Source organism: Chitinophagaceae bacterium, from assembly GCA_016710165.1.
Taxonomy (GTDB): domain Bacteria; phylum Bacteroidota; class Bacteroidia; order Chitinophagales; family Chitinophagaceae; genus Ferruginibacter.
Window position 1 is genome coordinate 409653 of record JADJLJ010000001.1, and the last position, 26980, is coordinate 436632.

Here is a 26980-nt window from a genome sequence, read left to right on the forward strand (position 1 = left end):
GGGGATTCTTTTATAAAGGAAACAGGTTAGGCCTTATTTGTGCTGCTCAATTTTCTTTACAAAATTAGCCTTCGGCTGTGCACCCACCAATTTGTCAACCACCTGGCCCCCTTTTACAAAAGGATCGCCGGGATGCTGGTAATGCCGTAGTTCATGGATATCTGCGGATTGTTATCCACATTTACCTTGCCTACGTTCACCTTGCCATCATATTCCTTTGACAACTCTTCAATTACGGGGCCTATTGCACGGCAGGGACCGCACCATTCTGCCCAAAAGTCAATTACAGATAATTTATCGGATTCCAGAACATTGGTTTTAAAGTTCGAATCAGTGAATTCTAGTGCCATAGTTAATTTATTTTATTGTATAGAAGGGAGCAAATTTAAGCCCATTCCTGCTAAAATGCTGTTATGACATATCCACAGTATGTGACCAAAATATAATTGACATATTATGAGCCATTGTGGCGGTGGAAAATACCGTTCCAGGGTTTGAAATGTTTCAATCGTTGAATTCGTTTCAGTCGTTTCAGGGTTGGCAGGGTTCGGTCAAACGGTTTAAACCCTGCAACGGGTTCAACGACTCAGATGTTCACCCCGTAACCACACTCACTTCTATATCTTTGTTCTCATTCAAAAAAGACGCCAGTTCATCATTCATGGTCAGGCTTCTTTCCAGGCTGTACATGCCCACTTTGAATTTGTGCCTGCTGTCGATGATGTTGAATTTCAGGGATGTCTTACCGGGATTTGCTTTAACGTTCTTATCGATGAAATTCACCATCTCCTCATTGATGAACTGGGGCTCCACGTCTATGACCACCTGCCTGGTCAGGCTCGACTTAACGGTATCCAGCAAATGCAGCTTTGCCAGTTTAAAATCATACTGGTCACTGTTATACCGCTGGCGGAACGAACCCTCCACCAGTACGATCATTCCTTTTTCCAGGTAGTTCTGGTACTTCACATAATCCTCACTCCATAACATGAACTCCGCTTTACCACTGTAATCCTCCAGGGTGAGTATCCCGAAATTCTTCCCCGCTTTTGTAAGGCGGTGCTGGGCATCCACCACCAGGCCGGCCAGCCTGAACTGCATGGACGGGTTTGGATGGGTGGTCACAGCAGCCTTGAATTCGGTATAATCTGCAAGTGCTGTGATGTTATAATGCCGCATCTCGAACTTGTAATTATCCAGCGGATGACCGCTCATGTACATACCGGTAACTTCCTTTTCATAATCTAACTGCATAGCCAGTGGCCATGGCTCACACACCGGCAGCCGGGAGGAACGATCTCCGGCATCTGCAGGTCTCAAATAACGTATTGCTTGTGCTGGCCGAATTAGACTGGTACACAGTTCCGAACTTCAGTATCTTTTCCAACCCGGTAACATCGCCGGGAGGCTGGTAAAAATATTGAGCCCGGCTGATGTCCGGGAAACAATCAAAAGCGCCGGAATAGGCAAGACTCTCTATTGATTTTTTATTGGCAGAACGGTGATTGACCCGTTTCGCAAAATCGAAGATAGAACTGAAGTGGCCGTGCTTGCCCCGCTCTTCAATGATGTTCTGGATGGCATTCTCACCAACCCCTTTCAAACCGCTGAAGCCAAAACGTATCTCACCTTTTTTATTAACCGCAAAACCATTCTGTGATTCATTGATATCCGGTCCCAGTACTTTCAACCCCATGCGCTTGCATTCCTCCATGAAGAACGTGATCTTATCAATGCTGCCCGCATGGTTGAGCACGGCAGCCATGTATTCACTGGGATAATGCGCCTTTAAATAAGCGGTCTGGTACGCTACAAAAGCATAACAGGTGGAGTGCGATTTATTGAAAGCGTATTGTGCAAATGCTTCCCAGTCGGTCCAGATCTTTTCTAATTTATCTGCCGGGTGTTTTTTTGCCGTTGCACCGCTGATGAACTGAGCCTTCATCTTATTCAGCACAGCGATCTGTTTTTTACCCATTGCCTTACGCAGCACATCCGCATCGCCCTTGCTGAAACCGGCAAGCTTTTGACTTAACAGCATCACCTGTTCCTGGTAAACGGTAATGCCATAGGTTTCTTTCAGGTGCTCTTCCATATCCGGCAGGTCGTACTGCACCTGTTTTTTGCCATGCTTACGGTCAATATACTCGGGTATATAGCTCATGGGGCCGGGGCGGTACAGGGCATTCATCGCAATAAGGTCATCAAACTTATCCGGTTTCAGTTCCCGCAGGTATTTTTGCATACCCGGACTTTCAAACTGGAATGTTCCGTTGGTATCACCATGCTGGTAAAGCTGGTAGGTCTTTTCATCATCCAACGGGATGGTATCAATATCAATTTCCACCCCATGGTTCTGTTTGATGAGTGACAGGGCGGTTTTTAAAATGCTCAGTGTTTTTAAACCCAGGAAGTCCATTTTTATTACGCCGGCTTCTTCAATGGTACCGCCTTCAATTTGTGTCAGCCACAATTCACTTTCTTTTGATGTGGCAACCGGGATCAGGTCAGTGAGGTCTCTTGGAGCAATGATGATACCTGCTGCATGAATGCCCGTATTGCGTACCGATCCTTCCAGTATTTCCGCTTCGTGCAAAATGGTGCTTTGCAGCCCGGGGCTGTTATAAATTTCCCGAAGCTTCCGAACGTTCTCTATATCATCAGCCACCAATGCCTCTTTCTCTTCCAGGGATTTTTCCCGTGCTGAGCCTGTCGCAGCATTTGCCTCCTTGATGGTGAACGGGGCATGCAATAATCTTTTCAGGTTAATGCCCGGCCGTTCAGGAACCAGTTTGGATAATGCCCTGCTTTCTGCCAGTGGCAGATCCATTACCCTTGCCACATCGGCAATGCTGCTTTTGGCCGCCATGGTACCATAGGTGATGATCTGTGCCACCTGGTTCTTTCCATATTTATCAACCACGTAGTTGATCACTTTCTGCCTTCCGTCATCATCAAAATCGGTATCGATATCGGGCATGCTCTTGCGATCGGGGTTCAGGAACCTCTCAAACAGTAAATTGTATTTGATGGGATCGATGTTGGTAATGCCGATGCAATATGCCACCACCGAACCGGCAGCTGATCCACGGCCAGGGCCTACAAACACCCCCATATTCCTGCCGGCCTGTATAAAGTCACTTACAATGAGGAAGTAACCGGCAAAACCCATCTGTTTAATTACACCCAGCTCAAACCGGATACGTTCCTCTGTTTCGGGTGAAAGGATCTTATACCGCTCTTTTGCACCGGCCCAGGTAATGTTCTCCAGGTATTCATCCTGGCTTTTGAAATTGGCCGGTACTACAAAGTGGGGGAGCAGGATATCACGTTTCAGGTCAAGCAATTCAACTTTATCAACGATCTCATTGGTATTGTCAATCGCTTCAGGCAGGTCTTCAAACACCCTGGACATCTCCCCGGTCGTCTTAAAATAAAACTGGTCGTTGGGAAAGGCAAAGCGTTTGTTTTTTACCAGCACATCGTCATCGGTGAATTCACGCAGGGCAGGAGTACTTTGTTTCTCGCCCGTATTGATGCAGAGTAGGATGTCGTGTGCATTGAAATCCTTCTGGTCAACATAATGCGAATCATTACTGGCAATAACTTTTACGTTATACTTTTTTGCAAACTTCAGCAACACCGCATTTACTTTTTCCTGTTCCGGGATACCGTGCCGCTGTAACTCAACGTAATAGTCCTCCTGGAAGATATTGAGCCACCACTTGAATTCATTTTCGCCTTCTTCTTCACCTTTCTTTAAAATGGTTTGCGGCACCAATGCCCCCAGGCAACAGGTGGTGGCGATCAACCCCTCGTGGTATTTATGAATGAGTTCCTTATCAATCCGGGGATATTTGGAATACATGCCTTCAATGTATCCGAGCGAGGTAAGTTTTACCAGGTTCTTATAACCCTGGGCATTTTTGGCCAGCAGTATCTGGTGGTGGCGGGGATCCTTTTCATCTTTGCTGAACGTTTTCCGGTGCCTGTCCTGTGTGATATAAAACTCGCAGCCCACAACCGGTTTTATCTTTAATGTGCCATCTTCATTTTTGTGATTATATGCCTCTTTCACAAATTCAAAAGCCCCGAACATATTTCCGTGATCGCTGATGGCCAGTGCAGGCATGCCATCTGCAATGGCTTTTTTATAGAGGCCTTTGATAGAAGCAGCCCCGTCTAAAAGCGAGAACTGTGTATGTACGTGTAAATGTGAAAACTTCATGGTAATGCTTGATGCGGATGCAAGATACATGATACCAGATCCCAGATCCCGGATCCCGGATCCCGGATCCCAGATCCCGGATCCCAGATCTTGTATCCGGTTGCAAATATCGTTAACAATAAGCGACTTATGTTGTTCGTTTTTCCACAGCAGTTGTTAAAACAGCTGTTTATGCCATACTATTAATAATTCGTTAAAGGGTTGCATTTCCGGCATGGGGAGGTTACCTTTGCAAGGCATTAGAAAAATCTATTTTATAACAGTTAGTAGGACAGGAATCACAGGAAGGAGCAGCTAATCAGCCCGGTCAAAGAATATCGAAGACGAGTAAAGAACAGAAGACTAAGTTGTACTTACGCATAAAACCCCATTTTATCGTATGAAACACTTAATTTTTGTTTCTGTAGCCGCGGGCTTTTTTTCAGGAACATCTATCTCTGCAAACGCACAGGCTGCTGTTAACTCGGTTGCAGATACCCGGGCTATAAACAAATCACCCCAATTTATTGAAGGGATCGAAATAAGGCCGGAAACCAGCATTCCGCCCAGGCCGCCACTTGCTGCCAGCTCTAAGGATAAAAATACGGCTGCAGCCCGGCTTTCCGCACGCAATGAAGCTTCCGCAATTGAACAGTGCAGCTCCCTGCAATTCAAATATGCCCAGCTGCTGAATATGGATGTGGAGGCCGTTACCAATATTGAATTGTACAGTTTCATGGAGAAATGGTGGGGCACTCCATACCGCTATGGCGGCGCCACCAAAGACGGGATAGACTGCAGTGCCTATTCCGGCACGCTGGTGCATGATGTTTACGGAATGATCTTATCAAGGACCGCCCGTTCTCAATATGCTGAATGTGAAAAGATAAAAAGAAGTATCTGCAGGAGGGCGACCTGGTATTCTTTAAAAACCGGAGAGCCATCAGTCATGTGGGCATTTACCTGGGCAACGGGTACTTTACCCATGCCAGCACCAGCAACGGGGTCATCATCAGCAGCCTGGACGAAGCGTACTACAGCAAAAGGTATGCGGGGGGTGGAAGGATAGCCCTGCCTTCAAGGTCTTCCGAATAAGTGTTACATGATCTTTTGATGGGAGATACTCAATCTCCTTTTTTTATGCCCAGCCGTTTTTGAAAGGTTTGCCAGACCGGTCTTACATCCGGTGATAGGTTCAGCAATTTTGTGCCGGCAGCAAAGATCAGGATGAATAATACACTTCTTGCGATCATACCCACGAAACCATGCATATCCCTGAATAAGAAGAAACAGCAATAATAGGAAGCGGCCCCCAGCAGGATGGTATAAATGGTTTTAAGATTAAAAGGCTGCAGGTTGAATTTTTTGTACAGGAACCAATACCGTATGCTGTTGTAAATGGTGAACGTGATCAGGTTGGCAATGGCAGGGCCGGTCACACCATAATAATACTTGGTAAGTATATAATTGAGTGGCAGGGTGATCGACAGCAGGATGATCCCCGTAATAAAATCAAAACGCCAGCTTGTGGAGGTACTGATGATCTGGCTGTTTACCCCGGTGCCCATATCCACGATACGCATCATCCCGATAAAAAAGAATACCCATGCAGCCTCCAGGTAGCGGTGCTGCAACTGAAAATTAAGCACGGCATCATCAAAGTTGAGCCAGATGAGCGCAAACATGGCCACGGAAAAAAGCAATTGGTTGATGGATGAACTGTTGTAGATCCTGCTGATCTTGCCCATATCTTTGTCCTTCCATGCCTGCGACAAAGGTCCGATGGACGAAGAGATCACCCCTCGTTGTGGCGCCTGGATCAGGCTGGCAATATTCTGTGCCAGTGTATAAACCCCCGCCAGCGCCAGCCCATCGGGCAATACTGCCGCTATGATGATGGTATCTATTACCATGGAAACAGTGAACACCAGGCTGCCTCCGTATACAAATGATATCAGCGAAATGATCTTCCGGTAGAACTTTTTAGAGACCCTGCTTACCGAAAAGCTGAATGAAATGTGCTTCGTGAATACGAGGTAGCCAAGCAGGATGATGGCCACCGCAAGGAATGTGAACGAATAGATCTTGATGAACAGGTCAAAGGACGCAATGATGCCGGCGAAGCTCAGAACAATGAGCAGGGTGGTCAGGAGCCGGAACTGTATCTCCCGCAGGAAATTGGTGAACACCGACTTTTTTAATTGCCAGGCATATGCTTCCAGGACAGTGAACAGGGTAAGCCCAAGCCCGAAAGGAAAAACATAATAGTAATATTTTACCAGGTCGGGAGAGTTGGTACCGTATTTACGGATCACGAGGTCTTTGAACAGGATCCCGGCAAGGATGACCAGGCAAAAACCCAGCAAAGAAACGAGCAATGCCCAGCTGAGCATGTCATTCTTCTTTTTGGGCAGGTTATCATTGTAATAAGGATAGAACTTATAGATATAAGCAACCATGCCCAGGTTGGCAAAGGAATACATGATATTGGCAATGGCCATGAAGATACCCGTAAGCCCGTATTCGGCCTGGGTAAAACCGCCCTGCCTGGTAAAGAGATAGGTATTAAGGAACCCGATAGCAAAGCCAATATAAACAACCAGCGAGGAAACAATACTTTGCTTTCGGATCTGCGACATAGCTTCGTTTGCTGCTAAATTACTCTGTCTTTTTTGTAATGATATAGAAATTTGGGTCCACCGTAAAACTATTGTCGCCTTCCGGATACAGGTCCAGCGTTTTCCATTCTTCCGTCGGCTTTATCCATTGTTCTGTCTTGAATTTCACTTTCAGCGGCATGTTAAACCCCTTTACACAATTGCTGTAGCGGTACGAAAGTTTGTTCCCCTCCACTTTGTATTCCAGCACGGGTATCTGAGTGGTCCTTAAATACTGGTCGAACACTTTACTGAGATCGGTCTTGCTCTGCTGACTGATGTAATCCTCCACCTGCCGGGTGGTTACCGTTTGGTGGTAAAATGTTTTGTTCAACCCCCTCAATACCTGCCTGAATTTCTCATCATCATTGATCACCTGGCGGATATTGTAGCATGTTACCGCCTTTATAATACATGTCACCACTTCCTTCCTTGTTCACATTGTATGTACCGATGATGGGCTTATCATTGCTGATCAGTTTACGGGTACCCTGCACATAGGCGTTGCCGGCTTCTTTTCCATACCAGTAATCCGTAAAAAGTGTTTCGCTGTAATTGGTAAAGCTCTCGTGTATCCACATGTCGGCAATGTCTTTTGAAGTGACGTTATTGGCAAACCATTCGTGGCCGCTTTCATGCACAATGATGAAATCCCATTTCAATCCCCAGCCGCTGCCGCTCAGGTCGCTGCCGCGGTAGCCGTTTCGGTAGCCGTTGCCATAAGCGGTTGCACTCTGGTGTTCCATGCCCAGGTGCGGGGCATCCACGAGTTTATATCCGTCCTCATAAAAAGGGTAGGGACCGAACCAATGTTCAAATGCCTTCATCATCTTCGGTGCATCTTTGAATTGCTCTTTGGCTTTTTCCAGGTTTTCCTGCAGCACCCAGTAATCCATATCCAGCTTCCCTTTTTCACCGGAGTATACTTCGCTGAAGTGAACATATTTGCCGATGTATGGAATGATGGTATAATTGTTTATCGGGTTTGTTACTGCCCAATCGTAGGTTGCAGTGCCATCGCCGTTGTTTATTTTGCCACGGTAGCGGCCATTGCCTACACACATCAATGTATCGGGAACCGTAATGTGCATCTCGGCGCTGTCCGGCTCATCACTTTGATGATCCTTGCAGGGATACCATACGCTGGCACCCAGGCCCTGGCAGGCAATACTCACCCAGGGACTGAAGTCCCTGCTCTTTCTCCAGATCAGTCCTCCGTCCCATGGCGGGCGGCGGGCAATACGGGGCTTGCCATGGAAATAAACAAAAAAGTAATGAACATTATTGGTTTGAAGTGTATCACCCAGGTTGATCAAATAGGCATTGCCTTCCTTACTGATGTCTTTCGCTTTTACTTTGATCAGGGAAGTAGTACCAAATTTCCGTGGTTTATAATCCACGTTGGAGCGGAGCAGGATGCTGTCGATCATCATCGGATCCTGCCGGTCGATCTGGAAGACCTTCCCTTTTTTCAAGGCCTTTAGCTGAATGACATTATACCCGCTGATCGTACTATCCGGGATATTGAACTTCACATGCAGATCATATTTCAACACATCCCACCAATCCCGGGAAGGGCCATACGCACCCCGTAAGCTATCCGCACGGGTAAAGTCCTTTTTCTGGTTCAGCGGTTGAGCCTGAACAGCATTGAGAATTAAAAATGAAGAATTAAGAATGACAAAAGCCTTAACAAGTTGTTTCATGTGTATTTGTATATAAGTGCTAATTTAGTTTTCTTTCCTGTTACAAATGAGCCGTTCAAAAAAAAAATACAAAGAATCTGACCTGGATACAAGATACCAGATCCAGGATCAAGGATCTCGTATCTGGTATCCTGTATCTTGTATCCGGTATCCAGTATCTGTTATCCTTCTATCCTTAATCCTTCTATCCTGCACTTCCCACCGGCATACTGATAAAAAGATCTTCCGCTACAACGAAAGCAGCGGACTTGCCTCCCTGGATCCTGCTTTTGCCAAGAATAAACAGGTGATGTGGGCGGTGCATCAACTGTACAATACACTGATCGAGATCGACAGCAATATGCAGATGAAACCATCCCTGGCTCACCGCTGGACAATCTCTGACGATAACCTGGAGTTCACTTTTTACCTGCGCAATGATGTGTTCTTTACAGATGATCCATGCTTTGCGAACGGCAAGGGAAGAAAACTGACGGCGCAGGATGTGGAGTACAGTTTTAAACGGATGGTGGATAAGAACACAGCCAGTCCGGGCGCCTGGATATTCAACAACCGGGTGGACTCTGTGAACGGATTTACGGCCATTAACGACAGCACTTTTCGATTAAGACTCATCCGGCCTTTTCAGTCCATACTCGGGATATTAAGCATGCAGTACTGCTCCGTAATTCCCCGCGAAGCGGTTGAAATGTACAAAGCTGATTTCCGTCGCCACCCCGTGGGTACAGGCCCATTCAGCTTTGTGGCATGGGAAGAAGGGCAGGCACTTATTTTAAAGAAGAATGAGCATTATTTTGAAACCGACACCGATGGAAACCGGTTGCCCTATTTAGACGGCATAAAGGTCTCGTTCTACGACAGCAAGGCAACCGAGTTCCTGGAGTTCCAGCAAGAGCGCCTGGACTTTATTGATGACATCGATCCCTCTTTCAAAGACGAAGTGCTGACCAAGACCGGCAACCTGAAAAGCACATGGCTGGATAAGATCGAACTGCACAAACATCCTTACCTGAACATCGAATACCTTGGCATTCTGGTGGATGATGATAATGAACTGGTGAAAAATTCACCATTACGGCTACAGAAAATAAGGCAGGCCATCAATTATGGTTTCAACAGGAGAAAGATGATGCTCTATTTACGGAACAGCATCGGCATTGCCGCAGAAAGCGGCTTTGTACCGGCCGGGTTGCCCTCGTTTGACCCGGTTGCCGTTAAAGGATATTACTATGATGTTGCCCGGGCAAAACAGTTGCTTGCCGAAGCAGGGTTTCCGGAAGGGAAGGATCTACCCGCCATTAAATTACTCACCATTCCCATCTACGGCGACCTGGGAACATATATTGCCAATGAACTGTTGCAGGTTGGCATTAAAGTGGAGGTGGAAGTGGTTCAGAAAAGTTTATTGATGGAGCAAACCTCCAAATCACAGGCTTTATTCTTCCGGGGCAGTTGGATCGCCGATTATCCCGATGCAGAGAATTACCTCAGCGTATTTTACAGCAGGAACCCGGCGCCGCCCAATTATACCCGGTACAGGAACCCGGCATTTGATGCGTTGTATGAAAGTTCCCTCTCGCAAAAGAATGATTCATTGCGCTACCGGTTATACCAGCAGATGGACCGGATCGTTATGAATGATGCCCCGGTGGTACCCCTGTGGTACGATATGGCCATTCACCTTGTTCATTTAAACATCGTAAATTTCTATCCAAACAGTTTAAACCTGCTGGAGTTACGGCGTGTAAAAAAATTATAGACCCCTAAAAGTCACAGACCATGAAATCGTTTAAAAAATTAAAAGTGATCCTTGTTTTATCCCTGTTCGTTCTTATAGGGATCGCCGCAGTGAAGCAACCCCGGGCTGATAAGTTCAAGAACCTGCAGGTACTTCCCAAAAATATCACCGAAGATTCGCTGAATAAGATAATGGATGCCTTTGCCCTGGAACTTGGGGTTGACTGCAAGTACTGTCATACCCGGGATAAAAAAGCTGATACACTGATCTTTGACAAGGATGAAAAGCCTGAAAAAGAGATTGCCCGTAACATGATGCGGATGACCATGGACATAAACGAAAAGTATTTTCACTTTAATGAAGAAGTGAAGGCAAGCGAGGTACAGGCGGTCACCTGCTTTACCTGTCACCGGGGAGTACCCATGCCTGCAAAAGAAACAGGAGTCAAAAAATAGCTCCTGTTCACTTGTATCGGGGGTAGTGCATCAGTTTTAAAAAATAGTTGTCAGCCTGAACTTGTCGAAGGCGATTTAACAGTAAGATGAACTTCGACATCCCGACAGCTATCGGGATATCCCGACACAATTTATGGTTCAAAATTTTCAGACTGGTGCACTACCTATCGGGTCAACTTACTGTTTCTTTAATTTATTCCGGAACACTTTTTCAAATTTTTCCACCTTGGGCCTTATCACAAACTGGCAATAGCCCTCGCTGGTATTATTGCGGTAATAATTCTGGTGATATGCTTCGGCCGGGTAAAACACGGTGAACGGTTCCAGTGTTGTCACGATCGGGTTATTAAAAGCGCCGCTTTTATCCAGTTCGGATCTATACTTTGCCGCTTTTGCTTTTTGTTCTTCGTTATGATAAAAGATCACACTCCTGTATTGCGGTCCCACATCGGCGCCCTGGCGGTTTAACGTGGTGGGGTCATGTGTTTGCCAGAAGATCTCCAGCAGTTCGTCAAAGCTGATCTTTTTGGGGTTGTACAGAATATTCAGGCATTCGGCATGGCCGGTCGTTTTGCTGCAAACCTCTTCGTAAGTGGGGTTGGCAACGGTACCGCCGCTATAGCCGCTGGTCACTTTTTCCACGCCCTCCAGTTGCTGAAAAATGGCTTCGGTACACCAGAAACAGCCGGTACCAAAAGTAGCTGTATCAAGGGTGAGCGGAGTCGAACCCGGGATATTGCTGAGCGAAGTCGAAGCATTCATTTTATTATTTTTTTTGTTTGAATTATCTTTTTGGGCACAGGAACTAAGTCCTGCAAAGCTGATGACCGAAATGAATAAAACTTTTAACATGGTTGTGATTTTTTCATTTACTTACGCAAAGTTACCCGGCACAGATCGTATAACAAGTTATTGCAACAAAAGTTTAACACGGAGGCCCTTTGAACCATATAGGCACATAGTACACAATAGAAAGAACATAGACACCTTGAGTTCACTTATGTTTTCTATGTTCCAATGTGGTTCAATATCTTACTTGAATTAATCATAATGAGAACCTGTTTCATTATTTTAGTATCCGCGATCTTTTTTTCCTGTCATTAAAAGCCTGCTATGCAAAACATCACTTCTCATGCCTTCCGTTTAAAGCCGGGCCAGGACCTGAAAGCTGAAATTCAGAAAATGGTCAGTGAAAAGCAAATTAAGGCAGGATGGATCAGTACGGCTGTCGGCAGCCTGACAATCTATACCATTCGTTTTGCCAACCAGCCAACCGGCAGCAGCGACAGCGGGTATTTCGAGATCCTAAGTCTTGCTGGAACGGTTTCGGTAAACGGCTCACACCTGCACATCAGCGTCAGCGACTGCAGCGGCAAGACCATTGGCGGGCATTTAATGGAGGGCTGCATCATTTATACTACTGCCGAAATTGTGATCCTAAGCAGCAATGAATTTATTTTTAAGCGGGAGAAGGATGGAACAACCCCCTGGGAGGAGTTGCAGACAGTAGCGGTAAAAAATAAAGAATAAGAAACTACCTTTGCCTTCTTTAATTAAAAATCCTGCTCGAGGGTAACAGGCAATGAAATTTTTTCCTGAATCGGCATTGGTGCAACTGGAATATGAAAAGGTAAAGACCTTACTGGCCCTGCATTGCCGTACCGAATATGCAAAGTACAGGGCCGATAACCTCCGCATCCATACCAAAAAAGAATTCATTACAACCGAATTGCAGCAGACCAATGAATTCAGGCTGTTGCAGCAAAGTGGCCAGCATTTCCCCAATGATTTTACCCATACCCTGCAAAAGGAGTTGAAATTACTGGGTATCCCGGGTGCCGTTCTGAGCGGGGAACAGTTTTTACTGATCCGGCGGTTGACGGACAATGCAAATAATATCTTCCGGTGGTTCGATAATGAACGCCGGATCGCCTACCCGGCCATGGCAAAAGTGACGAGTGATGCCTATTATGAAAAGCGGATCATTGAGATGCTCGATGAAGTACTGGATGAGACCGGGCAGGTGAAAGACAGCGCCAGTGAAGAACTGGGAAACATACGGATGAACCTCTACCGCAAGCGGAATGAACTGCGTCGTGTTTTTGACAGGATAGTAGGCAAGCTGAACAAGCAGGGTTACCTGGCCGATATTGAAGAAAGTTTCATGAACGGCAGGAGGGTGCTGGCCGTTTTTGCTGAACAAAAGCGGATGATCAAAGGCATCCTGCACGGCGAAAGTGACAGTCGCAGGACCTCGTTCATTGAGCCCGAAGAAACAACCGAACTGAATAACACGATCTTTTCGCTGGAGAATGACGAACGGAAGGAAGTGTACCGGATATTGAGAAAACTTACCCAGGACCTGAGTGTATATGCATCCCTGCTTAAAACCTATCATGCCATATCCGGGGAATATGATTTCATCCGGGCCAAGGCAAGATTTTCCATGGAGTACAACGGAAATTTCCCCGTGATACTGGATAAAGCACATGTAAAACTGATCCAGGCTTTTCACCCCTTGCTGTATCTCTACAACAAAACGAGCAGCAAACCCACCATCCCGGTGGATATAACCCTGGATGAGAAGCAACGCATACTCGTCATCAGCGGCCCCAATGCCGGGGGCAAGACGGTTACCCTGAAAACCGTAGGGCTTTTACAACTGATGATGCAGAGCGGCTTGCTTGTTCCGGTGCATCCCGACAGTGAGATGGGGATCTTTAAACAGATCATGATCCACATCGGCGATACACAAAGCCTGGAATTTGAACTGAGCACATATTCTTCCCACCTGAAGAACATGAAGCACTTCATGGAGAATGCCAATGGAAAAACCTTATTTTTCATTGACGAGTTAGGCAGCGGCAGCGATCCCAGCCTCGGCGGAGCCTTTGCCGAAGTGATCATGGAAGAACTGGCACATAAACACAGCCTGGGCATTGTTACCACCCATTACCTCAACCTGAAAGTGATGGCGAACAAAGTGCCGGGCATCATAAACGGCGCCATGCAGTTTGATGAAAAAAAACTGCTTCCCTTATACAAGCTGATCGTGGGCAAGCCCGGAAGTTCCTATACCTTTTCCATTGCCGAACGGATCGGGCTGGAGAAAAGACTGATCGAAAAAGCCCGCAAACTGGTGGATGAAGATCATTTTACCCTGGATAAACTGCTTAACCGCACCGAACAGGACCTGCAGGATATTGACAAGGAAAAAGCCTCCTTGCAGAAGCTGTTGAAGGAAAATGAACGGCTGAAAAAAGAAATGCAGCTGGTGATGGACAAGGAAAAGCACCGGCAGGAGATCGAACGGCTGAAAGAACAGAATAAGATATCGGAAGAGCGGCTGGCTTATGTAAAAGATATGGAGCGGCGCCTGAAGGCCATGGTGATCGAATGGCGCAAGGCAGACGACAAGGATAAAGTGGTGAAGATGATCCATGCGCTGTTGTTCAAACAAAAGGAAAAGATCACTTCCGAAAAGCAGCAGAAAAAGCTGAATGAAAAATTTGAAGAAGTGGGTGGGGAGATAAAGATCGGCCTGAAAGTAAAGATGAAACAAAACCGGCAGGTAGGTATCGTAAAAGATATCCGTGGGAAAAAAGCAGTACTGCAGGTTGGTGTAATGCCCATCACGGTTGACTTAAAGGACCTGGTGGTGGTAAAAGATAAAGTCCCGGACCAAATAGTTTCGTAAAACTTTTGGGTTGAAATAGTTCAAAACGTACTTTTGCGGCGGAGAGATGGCAGAGCGGTCGAATGCGGCGGTCTTGAAAACCGTTGACTGTTACAGGTCCGGGGGTTCGAATCCCTCTCTCTCCGCCAGTACAAGATCCTCCGTCTGATACGGAGGATTTTTAATTTACCTTTACTTCCCGAATGAAACATCTCTCCAGCCTCAATAAATATTTCTGGAAATACCGCTGGCATTTTATGCTGGGATTCATTTTTATCATTCTCACCAATTATTTCCGCATCCTTTCTCCCCAGATAACGGGCTACGTGGTTAATACGGTTGTACATTCCATAAAAACAGAACAAAGCGGCACGGGCCTGCCGGCTACCAGGGAAAGTGAAAAGAACTACGACTTTGCCGTGCAGCAGGTGATCGCAAAGTTTGAAGAAAACCCCTCCGATAAGATCCTCTATGCAGGCCTTACCCTTTTTGTGATCGCCATCATCAGCGGCTTCTTCATGTTCCTGATGCGGCAGACCATTATTGTAATGAGCCGGCACATCGAATACGACCAGAAGAACGAGATATTCACCCACTACCAGAAACTGGATACCAATTTCTATAAAACACACAGCACCGGCGACCTGATGAACCGCATATCGGAAGATGTAAGCCGGGTGAGGATGTACACGGGGCCGGCCATCATGTATTTCATCAACCTGGCAGCGGTGATCGGCTTCAGCATTTTTTTTATGATGAAGGCAAGTCCCAAACTTACCCTGGTTGCATTGTCGCCACTGCCCGTACTGGCCATCAGCATTTATTTTGTTAATACCATCATCAATAAAAAAAGCGAGCGCATCCAGTCGCTGCTGAGCAGTTTAACCACCAATGCACAGGAATCTTATTCCGGCATCCGGGTGATAAAATCATTTGTGCAGGAAAAGGCCATGCTTGGTTTTTTCAAGAAGAACAGTGAAGCATACCGGGACAATGCCCTTAGCCTGGCCAGGACCGAAGCCATTTATTTTCCCAGCATGGCATTGCTCATCGGTTTAAGCACTTTGATCACCATCATGGTGGGCAGCCTGGACGTGGTGAACCAGGTAAAAGGAGCCAGCGTGGGGCAGATAGCAGAATTTGTGATGTACATACAAATGCTGACCTTCCCGGTGAGTGCCATCGGCTGGACGGCGAGCATGACACAGCGGGCTGTCACATCGCAGAGAAGGATCAACGAGTTCCTGCATACCGGGCCGGGTATTAAAAATGGACCGGAGCCGCTAAAACCCATGCTGCAGGGGAACATCCTTTTCTCTCATGTTGATTTTGTGTATCCGCATACCGGTATCCATGCGCTGAAAGATTTCTCCCTGCAGGTCAACAAAGGAGAGAAGATAGCCATTGTAGGCAGGACCGGCTCGGGGAAATCCACCCTGGCACAACTGCTCCTGCATATGTACGAACCACAAAAGGGAATGATCTGTTTTGACGGAATCCCCATCAACAAGATCGACATCCAGTGGCTGCGGCTGCAGGTAAGTTATGTACCCCAGGATGTTTTTTTATTCAGTGAAACGGTCAGCAACAATATCCGGTTTGGCATTGATGGAGCAACGGATGAACTGGTGAGATCGGCAGCCACCCAAGCCAGCATTCACAACGAAATAGAAAAATTCAGCAGCGGGTACCGCACCATGATCGGGGAGCGGGGTGTGACCCTGAGCGGCGGACAGAAGCAACGCATATCCATCGCCCGGGCTTTGATCAAAGATCCACGCATTGTGATCTTTGATGACTGCCTGAGCGCCGTGGATGCCCGTACCGAAAAAGAGATCATCGGCAACCTGTACCGTTACCTGGAAGACAAAACGGCTGTAATAATCACCCACCGCATATTTTCCCTGTTTGAATTTGACCGGATCATCGTGATCGACGACGGCCGCATAGCCGAACAGGGAACCCATCAGCAGTTGCTTGAGCGGAAAGGGTATTATGCCGAAATGTATGCCCGGCAGCAGGAACAGGACCGGGAAAAGTAATGCCCGTTGCCAAGCAGCCCTTTACCAGCCACCCCGGCAACGCTGATACTTATATTTTGTAGAATGGAAAACAATTTTATCTTTGCTTCGCCCAAAAAAATGAGGCTATCGTTAAAAATTAAAACTTAAAACAGTGGCGTACGAGAACAACGAAAAAAAACAGGACAGTGTTTACAGTAAACGCATCAGGGCCGGAAAACGCAGAACTTACTTTTTTGATGTAAGGGAGACCCGTGGCAATGATTATTATCTGACCATCACGGAAAGCCGCAAGCGGTTTGATTCAGACGGGTACGACAGGCATAAGATCTTCCTGTACAAAGAAGACTTCAACAAATTCATCAAGGGACTGGGAGAGGCAGTTGATTATGTAAAAACAGAATTAATGCCCGACTTTGACTTCGATGCCTTTAACCACGACACCCCGTATGAAGGAGAAGAGGGACAGGCACCCCGCCCGGTATCAACCGAAGCCGAAACACCCGTTGCAGTTGCAGAAACTCCCGCGGCTGAAGCAGCGGAAGAAAAGACCGAAGCTCCTGAAGCAACCAATATTTCCGTTGATAACGGAAGCACTGAGGAAGTAGACAAGTGGTAAACCAAACACCAAACCTAATTGCAACAGAGTCCTCCCTCACCGGGAGGATTTTTTTATTGTAACTTGTGTAAATGAAAAAAGTGATCCTGGTCATCGTAGTTGCCGGTACAGGCATCTTTTCATCCTGCGCCCAGGTTACGTGCAAATTCAGCAAGGCCTACGCTTATTTTACCGTTTCCATGCCCGGGACACAGATGGTGGATGAAAAAGGGAACCCCGTGCCCCCTGTACCGGTAATTGAAAGGTTTATTTATATAGAAACGACCGGTCCTGCGATCCCGAAAGTTGTGTTTGTGAGATACGATACCCTTTTAATGAAGGCAACGGTAGCCCGTATCGAAGGAAATACATCCTCTCCGGGAAATAATCCTGAAAATTATAAGCCGGTCATTCTTAAAGCAAAAAAAGGCAACCATCTCTGGAGGATAGACCTGCAACCGGCTGAAGAATCACCAATGAAAGCTACGGCATACCGGAACATCCATGTTAAGATCCTGCGATCCGGCAGATCATGCGTCTTAAGATTTAAAGCTGAGAAAGAGCTTTCTACTTTCCCGAGGTATTGACCTGTTTCAAAAAACCGGGTCTTTGGTTACCGCATTTTTTTATACTGGTTTACCAGGCCATTTGTAGAACAGTCGTGGGAACTTACAACGTCCGTATTCTCCAGTTCAGGTAATATTTTATTTGCCAGGACCTTGCCCAGTTCAACACCCCATTGATCAAAACTGTAAATATTCCAGATAACCCCCTGTACAAATATTTTATGCTCGTACAGGGCGACCAGTTGTCCCAATGTGAAAGGAGTGATTTGCTTCAGCAAAAAGGAATTGGTCGGACGATTGCCCTCAAATATCCGGTAAGGATTATCCTGCGTGGTTCCATTCATCAGCGCTTCTGTTTGTGCAAAGAAATTACTCAACAACTTTTGATGATGATCTCCCACCGCATTATGACTGATTGCAGGTGCTATAAAATCACAGGGGATGATCTGTGTACCCTGGTGAATGAGCTGGTAAAACGCATGCTGGCCATTGGTGCCGGGTTCACCCCAGATAACCGGGCCGGTGGCATAATTCACTTTGTTGCCGTTCCGGTCAACATACTTTCCGTTGCTTTCCATATTCCCCTGCTGGAAATACGCGGCAAAACGATGCAGGTACTGGTCGTATGGGAGAATGGCTTCTGTTTTTGTGCCAAAGAAATTGCCATACCAGATACCGATGACCGCCATCAATACCGGGATGTTTTTATCAAACGATGTTTCCCGGAAATGCCGGTCGGTTTCATAAGCGCCTTTCAGCAACTGTTCAAAATTCTCGTAGCCAATGGTCAGTGCAATGGATAATCCGATGGCACTCCATAAACTGTATCGCCCGCCTACCCAATCCCAGAACTCAAACATATTTGCCGGGTCGATGCCGAACTTTATTACGTCTTTTTCGTTGGTGCTCAGGGCAACAAAGTGTTTGGCGATATGCGCCTCGTCTTTTGCATTTTGCAGGAACCAGTTCCTTGCCGTATGCGCATTGGTCATGGTTTCCTGCGTGGTGAAGGTCTTGCTGGCAATCAGGAAAAGCGTCTCATCAGCCTTTACCTTTTTCAGCGTTTCGGAGATATGGGTTCCATCAACATTGCTTACGAAATAAGTTTCAATACCATCAACCCAGTAAGGCTTCAACGCCTCTGTCGCCATTACCGGGCCAAGGTCGCTGCCGCCGATTCCGATGTTCACGATGTATCTTATTTTCTTACCGGTATATCCCTTCCAGCTGCCATTGTGTATGTTGGAACAAAAATCCTGCATCTGCTGCAATACTTTTTTGATTCCCGGCATCACATCTTCGCCACCGGTCATCACCGGCTTGCCGGAAAAATTCCGGAACGCGGTATGCAGCACCGCCCGGTTCTCTGTTTCATTGATCCTTTCGCCGGTGAACATGGCCTCAATCGCATCCTTTAACCGGCATTCTTCCGCTAATTGAAGCAACAGTTCAATGGTATTTTCGGTGATGATATTTTTAGAATAATCAAAGAGAATATCATTCATCTGCAAGGAGAACCGGCTGAACCTTTCCGCATCATTATAGAAAAGGTCTTTCATGTACACTTCTTCAAACAATTGCCGGTGCTGCTGCAATGCCTGCCAGGATGGGGTAGTGGTGGGATTTATTTTCGGGAACATGTAAATACTGAAGAATTAAGAATGAAAAATTAAGAATGCTGTACGACGAAGATATTTAAAAACAGGGTAAGTACTTGCATCGTTCTTTTTGACGGTGCCCGTCATTCTAAAAAAGAAAACCGGATCTTTATCGGATCCGGTTGTTAAAATATTCGTGCTTATATCTTATTGTCTTTTCGGTATCATTCCCCGGATACCCATATCAATAACCTGGTCGCCGTTATTGGGGTCGTAGGTGCCGTTGCCGTCTACGTCGATCCATTCAAAGCTTTTATTTACAGAAAGCGATACTACGATATTGATATCGGCTGTTTCGTTACCGGTTACAACAAGCGGTGATAGAAATTCACCGGTAACGAGGCAGGATCCCTGCGGTATGGGTGAAGTGGCAAACAAAGGATTGGGAACGGTAGTTGCCCCGGGAGGTGCCTGGCCGGTACTTAAAAATCCAAAGCCCAGGTATTTTCCTTCCACAGCCCAGTAACCCTGTAACTTATTTGCATTCACTGTTACGGTAGAATCCTTTACTTTATAATTAGTGAGATAGGTATTATATCCAATGAAGGATGCTACCGTGGCATCAATGGTTTGTCCCAATGCATTCATATACACATTATAATTCTGGTAGGCCAGTGAAACCCTGAGCCAGGTATAGGTGCCCGCAGCAAAACTTTTAACAGGCACACTGAGAAAAACCTGGTTGTTGCCCGCAAATTTTGAGTTGGCAAAATCAATGGCTTTGGTGCCCCCGGTGGTGACCTCAGGGGCTTTGTACAAAACAGCACCTGCACCTAAAGCAGTAAAAGGAGATGGGGTCATCTCCACATAATGTGCGCTCATCAGGTTAAACCGCGGCGACTGGCCCGCATGGCCCGCCGGCATGGGAGCCGGTTGCCCGATCGCATTCAGCCTGACCTGGGTAGAATCAAATTTGAAAATGAAATTCACTTTCGCTTCACTGGTGCCTGCATCGGGCTCTTTCTGACAAGATTGGAATAATAAGGCGGCGATGGCCATCGCCATGATGGATCGTAACTTCATAGTTGGCTGTGTTTGTTTGGGCTGGAAACGCCCCACGGCCGGTTTATTTCCCATTTACATGGATACGATCACCTGCAGGAGCCGATTTAGCATTTCTTTAGTAAAATCAAGGTGGGTTACCATCCTGACCTGGGTTTGAGAAATGGGCAGGCAGAGTATATCCTGTTGTTTTAGTTTGTCACAAAAGCCTTTTGCCGAATCGTAGTTGCCTTTTACTTCAAAGATCAAAATGTTTGTTTCAACAGGCATGATATTGCCAATAAATTCCTTTTTGTCCAACGCTTCCGCGATCTGCCTGGCATGGTCATGGTCTTCAGCCAACCGGGCAATATTATTCTCCAGGGCATAAATACCGGCTGCAGCAATGTACCCGGCCTGCCGCATACCACCGCCAAAAACCTTCCTTACCCTGCGGGCCTGCTTAATAAAAGCCTGCCTTCCTAATAGCAGGCTTCCCACCGGCGTGCCCATGCCTTTGCTCAGGCAAATGGATATGCTGTCGAATATTTCACCGTACTGCTTTGGGCTCTCATTCTTTGCAACAAGGGCATTCCAAAGCCTTGCACCATCTAAATGGAAGCTGAGGTTATTTTTTGAACAGATTTCTTTAATATGTTGTATTTCAATAAAATCATAACAACTTCCACCGCCCCGGTTAGCGGTATTTTCCAGGCTCACCAGCCTGGTTCTTGCTTTATGCACATCATCCGGATTAATGGCTTCTTCAACCTGGCCGGCTGTGATCCTTCCCCGGTCCCCATCAATTGGTTTTACCTGGCTGCCGCTGTTAAAAGCGATACCCCCTCCTTCATAAATGTAAACATGGCTTACTTTATCGCAGATCACTTCATCGCCAGGTTGCGTATGGCATTTAATGGCTATTTGGTTGGTCATGGTCCCGCTGGGGCAAAAAAGGGCTGCTTCCATTCCAAACATTCCGGCTGCCATGGCTTCCAACCTGTTAACGGAAGGGTCTTCCCCAAAAACATCATCCCCAACCTGTGCTTTGAACATAGCCTCCAGCATGGCCGGGCCAGGTTTGGTAAAAGTATCGGAGCGTAAATCTGCTATCATGGGTTAAAGATAAGCCTCAGGCCCCAAGCTGCAAGGGGGCTGATCTTAGAAAATAGTATGAATATGGATTCGAAAAGGGTCAGAAAACGCATGCCATCCCTTGAAGCTTGTTACTTGTGGCTTATTATCCCCATTCATCCCTTTTTTTACCCAAACGTTATGAAATACGGCCGTTGCAACGTACCTTTGCAAATAATTTTCGCTGGAATTTGAAGCATTAACCATTCGTTTGCAACCTTTTCCCAACAAAATGCGTCTAGTTATTGTTCTTCCATAAGAGTTCTATCTATTTAAGATTTTTAATATAAGAAAATGAGGCAACTTAAGATCGCAACGCAGATTACCAACCGTGATTCACAAGCGGTTGAGAAATATCTGCAGGAAATTTCGAAGATTTCGATGATTACTCCGGAGGAGGAGACCATTTTGGCCCAAAAGATCAAAATGGGAGACCAGCGTGCATTGGACAAACTGGTACAGGCCAACCTGCGTTTCGTGGTATCCGTAGCAAAGCAGTACCAGCACCAGGGCCTTTCGCTGAGTGACCTGATCAACGAGGGCAACCTCGGCTTAATTAAAGCGGCACAACGCTTCGACGAAACCAAAGGTTTCAAATTCATTTCATACGCCGTTTGGTGGATCCGCCAGTCCATCCTGCAGGCGTTGGCAGAGCAGGGCAGATTGGTCCGCCTGCCTCAAAACAAAATTGGCACCTACAACAAGGCTAACAAAGCATATATGGCGTTTGAACAGGAACATGAGCGTGAGCCAAGTACCGAAGAACTGGCTGAATTGCTGGAGATGAGCGAAACAGAGATCAACAACATTTTTCAAAGTAATACCCGTCATACTTCACTGGATGCACCCGTGCATGAAGCAGAAGATGTGGCCATGGGTGACCTGCTGAAAGGTGGCGATGAGACCGATGAGGACGTAATGCATGATTCACTGAAAAATGAGATCCGCAGGGTCCTGAAATCTTTAAGCCCCAGAGAAGCGGAGATCGTGAATGCATATTTTGGGCTGGATGGGGAAAATGGGGTTACCATTGAGCAAATTGGCCAGAAATATGACCTGACCAAGGAACGCATCCGCCAGATCAAAGAAAGAGCGATCAAGCGTTTGCAGAAGGCCCGCTACAGCGGTGCACTGAAAGCATATCTCGGATAATGTAATTTTGATGGGTTATATCAAAGTCCTCCTGCCAAAAGCCGGAGGATTTTTTTATCCCCCAGCTCTTCGCAACATTCGGGATGAATAAATGTTAACTAATATTAACGTACCGTTGAGTGGAATAAAACGGGCTTGATCTAAATTTGATCTTTATGAAACGGATAATCTTATTTTTCAGTACCTGCCTGTTCCTCAGTTCCTGCGAAAAGAACATTGACTTTGATCTCAAAACCACTACATCCCTTTTAGTAGTTGATGCGCAAATTGAGAACGGGCTGGCGCCAACCGTAGCCCTTTCAAAAAGCCTGGACTATTTCGGGGCCATCAGTCCCCAGGTACTGGCATCGTCCTTTGTTCATAATGCCGAAGTGACCATGAACAACGGAACACGTACGCATACCTTTAAAGAATATACCGTACCGGTCGGTAATGGCTATTCCATTTATTACTACAGCATTGATTCAGCCAGTCTTGCCACGGCTTTTTCCGGGGAGTTTGGTAAACAATATGATCTTACCATCAAAGCCGAAGGAAGAACATATGCCGCCAAAACGACCATTCCCTTGCTTACCAAAATATTTGATTCGCTCTGGACAAAAAAAGCTCCTGCACCGGCCGATACGTCTAAAAGGGTTTTATGGGCAAGGGCCATTGATCCACCGGGACTTGGCAATTACATCAGGTATTACACAAAGAAGAACAGCGAACGGTTCCTGCCCGGCCTCAACTCGGTATTCAATGATGAAGTGGTTGACGGTACAACATATTCCGGTCAGGTTGACCAGGGTATTGACCGGAACCAGCCTGTACCAACCGGCGATGATAAGTTTTTCAGCCGGGGCGATACCATTTATTTCAAACTCTCCAACATTGACAGGGCTTCTTATACTTTCTGGAACACCTGGGAATTCAACCAGCAGAGCATCGGGAATCCATTTGCCCAGCCGGGCAAGGTGATCGGCAATATCAGCAACGGGGCACTGGGTGCATTCTGCGGATATGCATCCCAGGTTGGAACTGTTATCGCCCGGTAACGGCAACTGGAAATATTCAGCTAAATTTGCACAAATAATAAGACAGGAGATCTATGGCAACTGAGAAAGTACATTGTTTGATCATTGGTTCGGGACCGGCAGGATATACCGCCGCTATTTATGCTTCCAGGGCAGGACTGAATCCTGTTCTGTACCAGGGCATTCAACCCGGCGGACAATTGACCATTACAACCGAAGTAGAAAATTACCCGGGCTACCCCGATGGGATACAGGGCCCTGAAATGATGGTGCATTTTGAGAACCAGGCAAAACGCATGGGTACGGATATAAGATACGGCCTTGCTACCAGGGTCGACTTCTCTGTCCGCCCGCTGAAAGTAGAAATTGATGAAGAAAAATGGATCGAAGCGGACTCGATCATCATCTCAACTGGTGCATCGGCAAAATGGCTGGGCATTGAAAGCGAACAAAGACTGAATGGCTATGGTGTAAGCGCCTGTGCAGTCTGTGACGGATTCTTCTTCAATGGAAAAGAAGTGGCCATTGTGGGTGCAGGGGATACCGCAGCAGAAGAAGCGCTCTATCTTTCAAAGATATGTTCGCAGGTGCACATGATCGTTCGCCGGGGAGAGATGAGGGCCAGCAAAGTGATGCAGGAAAGGGTGATCAATACGCCCAACATAAAAATATACTGGAACAGTGAAACCGATGAAGTGCTGGGAGATAAGAACGTTCATGCTGTTCGGATAAAGAATAACAAAACAGGAGAGAAGCAGGAGATACCGGTTAGCGCCTTCTTTGTTGCCATCGGCCACCAACCCAACTCGGGTATTTTCAAAGGCTGGCTTGATATGGATGATGCCGGTTACATCAAAACCATTCCAGGCACATCTAAAACAAATATCGAAGGTGTATTTGCATCCGGCGATGTTCAGGACAAAATATACCGCCAGGCTGTAACGGCAGCCGGATCAGGATGTATGGCAGCCCTGGATGCTGAACGTTACCTGGGGGAAAAAGGGTTGCACTGATAAATAAATTAAGAATGAAGAATTAAAAATTAAAAATGCCTTTGGTTCACTCAGTCTTTTAAATTCAATAAGTCTCTTTCATTCTATGAAATTCTAACCCGCCTGCCGGAGGGCAGGTTCTTAATTCATAATTTTTAATTCTCAATTGTCCCATGGTTACCATTCAACTTAAGAATTTGCTTTTTTATTCCTGTCATGGCATACATGCCGAAGAGAAGATCCTGGGGAATAATTTTGAAGTAAATGTTGAACTTTCTTTTGATGCAGGTGACCGCATCGACTCCCTGGAACAAACCATCAATTACGCATCGGTGTATGAGCTGATCAAACAACGCATGGCAATTCCCACTGAGCTCCTCGAAACACTTGCCTGGGATATCGCCCACCAGGTTCATGCAATGGATGACCGGGTCCTGTCCATTACGGTTGCTGTTGAGAAAAAGAACCCGCCCATCCCCGGCATGGAAGGATCTGTCGGCGTAAAATATCACAAAGACTTTTAGGCTTTTCGCCCTTATTTAATTCTATGTTAAACGGCAACCGTTTACCCGCCGATTTAGTTACCTTCGGAATTCAAAAATCAGTTTATGATAAAAAAGGTATTCAGTGTTTTAGCGTTGAGCATTTCGATCGGTTCCCTGCAGGCACAGGACGACCTGATCAAACAATCAAAGTACGATCCGCATGCACTTTTCTCCCCACTGTTCTATCCAAACGGCACAAGCATTACAAGGGCAGCAACCGGTGAACCCAATGTGGGTTACTGGCAGAATAAGGCCGATTACCAGATCAGCGTATCCCTGAATGACGAGACCAACCAGGTTTCCGGAACGGTCACTATTACCTATAAAAACAACAGCCCGCATGCATTGCCCTTTTTGTGGCTGCAACTCGACCAGAACCTTTTCAATAAAGAAAGCAGGGGACAGGCCCGCATGCCCCTCAACAGCCGCAGCCGCTACGGCGACAGTAAAAGCGATTTCAATGGTGGTTATAAGATCCGTTCAGTTAAACTGCTCAATGAAAATGCGGATGCCAACTATGTCATCACCGATACCCGTATGCAGGTACGCCTGCCCAAAGCCATGAAGGCGGGAGGTGATATTACCAGGATAAAAATTGAATACTCTTTTATCTTACCGGAGTACGGTGCCGACCGTTGCGGTATATTAAAGACAAAGAATGGAAATATTTTTGCCGTGGCTCAGTGGTTCCCCCGCCTGTGTGTGTTTGATGATGTGCAGGGCTGGAACACCGATCCATACCTTGGCCCCAGTGAGTTTTATTGTGAGTATGGCGACTTTGATGTGACCATCACGGCTCCTGCAACACATATTGTTGTTTGCAGCGGCGAATTGCTGAACGAAGCAGAGGTACTGACACCAACACAATTCAGCCGCATGGCGCAGGCAAAGAAAAGCGATAAGACCGTGATCATCCGCTCTGCAGAAGAAGTGACTGAAGCGTCTTCCAGGCCAACGAGATCAAAAACACTCAGCTGGCATTATAAGATAACCAATGCACGGGATGTGGCCTGGGCCAGCAGCAAGAGTTTTATCTGGGATGCAGCAAAGATGAACTTACCAAGCGGCAAAACCTCATTGGCCATGAGTGTATACCCGGTTGAGAGTGATGGAGCCAAAGGCTGGGGAAGGTCAACCGAATATACCAAGGGCAGCATTGAGAATTACAGCAAGCGCTGGTTCGAATATCCCTATCCCTGTGCCGTGAATGTAGCCAGCAATATCGGCGGTATGGAATACCCCGGTATCGTATTCTGCGGCTACAATGCCACCAAGGGCGACCTGTTTGGTGTTACCGACCATGAATTCGGTCATACCTGGTTCCCCATGATCGTTGGCAGCAATGAACGGAAATACGGATGGATGGATGAAGGCTTCAATACCTTCATCAATTCATTGGCCGGTGATGATTTCAACAACGGCGAATACAAGGATGGTGCTGCCAATATGGAACAGGTGGCTGCATTTTTATTCGGTCCCGGCAGTGAACCCATCCTGCTTACGCCCGATGCCATGAAGGAAAGAAATATCGGGGTGGCGCTGTATTTTAAACCGGGGCTGGGTCTGTCCCTGCTGCGTAAAGAGATAATCGGCCCCGACCGTTTTGATTATGCCTTCCGGGAATACATCAGGCTAAAGGAGCCATCGTTCACATCGTGAACATGGAACAGATGGCGTTGCCCGTAAACATCAGCTATGAAACAAAGAGTGGTGTGAAAGGAACGCTCAAATTACCGGTAGAAGTATGGAACAATACCAACAACTGGAAAGTAAAACTGCCTACCACCGAAGAACTTCAGCGTGTTACCCTGGATGAGGCAAAGGCTTTCCCCGATGTGAATTTTAAAAACAACAACTGGCAGTCTAATTAAATAACTG

17 protein-coding genes, 1 tRNA gene and 4 pseudogenes are annotated in these 26980 nt (G+C 46.6%); 14 read left to right on the forward strand and 8 right to left on the reverse strand.

Annotation, left to right across the window (positions count from 1 at the left end; genetic code table 11):
- Positions 1–33: 33 nt before the first annotated feature.
- Together trxA and dnaE are read right to left on the reverse strand one after the other, a co-directional pair.
- Positions 34–350 (reverse strand): annotated as a pseudogene (trxA, locus tag IPJ02_01850) (thioredoxin).
- Positions 351–594: 244 nt separating this feature from the next.
- A pseudogene (dnaE, locus tag IPJ02_01855) lies at positions 595–4228 on the reverse strand (DNA polymerase III subunit alpha).
- 379 nt (positions 4229–4607) lie between these two features.
- Between dnaE and IPJ02_01860 the strand changes: the two are divergent.
- Complete coding sequence (locus tag IPJ02_01860) at positions 4608–5276, forward strand: C40 family peptidase (protein MBK7374345.1); 669 nt, start codon at positions 4608–4610, stop codon at positions 5274–5276.
- A 55-nt stretch (positions 5277–5331) separates the two neighbouring features.
- On the opposite strand, the gene IPJ02_01865 is transcribed toward IPJ02_01860, so the two are convergent.
- Entirely contained in the window at positions 5332–6846 is a 1515-nt protein-coding gene (locus IPJ02_01865; GenBank protein ID MBK7374346.1) for a polysaccharide biosynthesis C-terminal domain-containing protein, read from the reverse strand.
- Between the two features lie 19 nt (positions 6847–6865).
- Positions 6866–8570: pseudogene (locus tag IPJ02_01870) on the reverse strand (M1 family metallopeptidase).
- A gap of 46 nt (positions 8571–8616) precedes the next feature.
- Between IPJ02_01870 and IPJ02_01875 the strand changes: the two are divergent.
- Both IPJ02_01875 and IPJ02_01880 read left to right on the forward strand, forming a co-directional pair.
- On the forward strand, positions 8617–10329 hold the full coding sequence (locus IPJ02_01875) for an ABC transporter substrate-binding protein (protein MBK7374347.1): 1713 nt from the start codon (positions 8617–8619) through the stop codon (positions 10327–10329).
- Between the two features lie 20 nt (positions 10330–10349).
- Positions 10350–10763 (forward strand): c-type cytochrome, encoded by a 414-nt coding sequence (locus IPJ02_01880; GenBank protein ID MBK7374348.1) that lies wholly within the window; start codon positions 10350–10352, stop codon positions 10761–10763.
- Positions 10764–10940: 177 nt separating this feature from the next.
- Here the strand turns inward: IPJ02_01880 and msrA are convergent, their stop codons facing one another.
- On the reverse strand, positions 10941–11615 hold the full coding sequence (msrA, locus tag IPJ02_01885) for a peptide-methionine (S)-S-oxide reductase MsrA (GenBank protein MBK7374349.1): 675 nt from the start codon (positions 11613–11615) through the stop codon (positions 10941–10943).
- A gap of 270 nt (positions 11616–11885) precedes the next feature.
- Here msrA and IPJ02_01890 point away from each other — a divergent pair, with 270 nt between their 5' ends.
- From IPJ02_01890 to IPJ02_01915, 6 genes are all read left to right on the forward strand, one after another.
- Entirely contained in the window at positions 11886–12293 is a 408-nt protein-coding gene (locus tag IPJ02_01890) for a DNA-binding protein (protein ID MBK7374350.1), read from the forward strand.
- Positions 12294–12345: 52 nt separating this feature from the next.
- Positions 12346–14460, forward strand: coding sequence for a DNA mismatch repair protein MutS (locus IPJ02_01895; GenBank protein MBK7374351.1), 2115 nt, complete (start codon positions 12346–12348; stop codon positions 14458–14460).
- A 40-nt stretch (positions 14461–14500) separates the two neighbouring features.
- Positions 14501–14588 (forward strand) — tRNA-Ser (locus tag IPJ02_01900).
- A 54-nt stretch (positions 14589–14642) separates the two neighbouring features.
- Positions 14643–16481: an ABC transporter ATP-binding protein gene (locus IPJ02_01905; protein ID MBK7374352.1), complete on the forward strand. Its 1839-nt coding sequence runs from the start codon at positions 14643–14645 to the stop codon at positions 16479–16481.
- Positions 16482–16614: 133 nt separating this feature from the next.
- Complete coding sequence (locus IPJ02_01910; protein MBK7374353.1) at positions 16615–17079, forward strand: DUF3276 family protein; 465 nt, start codon at positions 16615–16617, stop codon at positions 17077–17079.
- Between the two features lie 71 nt (positions 17080–17150).
- A complete protein-coding gene (locus IPJ02_01915) occupies positions 17151–17645 on the forward strand; it encodes a hypothetical protein (GenBank protein ID MBK7374354.1) in 495 nt (164 codons plus the stop codon).
- A gap of 26 nt (positions 17646–17671) precedes the next feature.
- Here IPJ02_01915 and pgi read toward each other — a convergent pair whose 3' ends face one another.
- From pgi to ltaE, 3 genes are all read right to left on the reverse strand, one after another.
- Entirely contained in the window at positions 17672–19264 is a 1593-nt protein-coding gene (gene pgi, locus IPJ02_01920) for a glucose-6-phosphate isomerase (protein MBK7374355.1), read from the reverse strand.
- A gap of 165 nt (positions 19265–19429) precedes the next feature.
- Positions 19430–20305: a hypothetical protein gene (locus IPJ02_01925; protein ID MBK7374356.1), complete on the reverse strand. Its 876-nt coding sequence runs from the start codon at positions 20303–20305 to the stop codon at positions 19430–19432.
- 54 nt (positions 20306–20359) lie between these two features.
- The gene (ltaE, locus tag IPJ02_01930; GenBank protein MBK7374357.1) at positions 20360–21379 is read right to left on the reverse strand and encodes a low-specificity L-threonine aldolase; all 1020 of its coding nucleotides are present in this window, start codon (positions 21377–21379) and stop codon (positions 20360–20362) included.
- 312 nt (positions 21380–21691) lie between these two features.
- On the opposite strand from ltaE, the gene IPJ02_01935 reads away from it, so the two are divergent.
- The 5 genes and pseudogenes from IPJ02_01935 to IPJ02_01955 all read left to right on the forward strand — a co-directional run bounded on the left by IPJ02_01935 (position 21692) and on the right by IPJ02_01955 (position 26973).
- Positions 21692–22549, forward strand: a complete 858-nt coding sequence (locus tag IPJ02_01935; GenBank protein MBK7374358.1) for an RNA polymerase sigma factor RpoD/SigA — start codon at positions 21692–21694, stop codon at positions 22547–22549.
- Between the two features lie 155 nt (positions 22550–22704).
- Positions 22705–23586 (forward strand): DUF4249 domain-containing protein, encoded by an 882-nt coding sequence (locus tag IPJ02_01940; GenBank protein MBK7374359.1) that lies wholly within the window; start codon positions 22705–22707, stop codon positions 23584–23586.
- A gap of 53 nt (positions 23587–23639) precedes the next feature.
- Positions 23640–24578, forward strand: a complete 939-nt coding sequence (gene trxB / locus IPJ02_01945) for a thioredoxin-disulfide reductase (GenBank protein MBK7374360.1) — start codon at positions 23640–23642, stop codon at positions 24576–24578.
- A 152-nt stretch (positions 24579–24730) separates the two neighbouring features.
- Positions 24731–25081 (forward strand): dihydroneopterin aldolase, encoded by a 351-nt coding sequence (gene folB, locus IPJ02_01950; protein ID MBK7374361.1) that lies wholly within the window; start codon positions 24731–24733, stop codon positions 25079–25081.
- Positions 25082–25165: 84 nt separating this feature from the next.
- Positions 25166–26973: pseudogene (locus IPJ02_01955) on the forward strand (M1 family metallopeptidase).
- Positions 26974–26980: the final 7 nt, after the last annotated feature.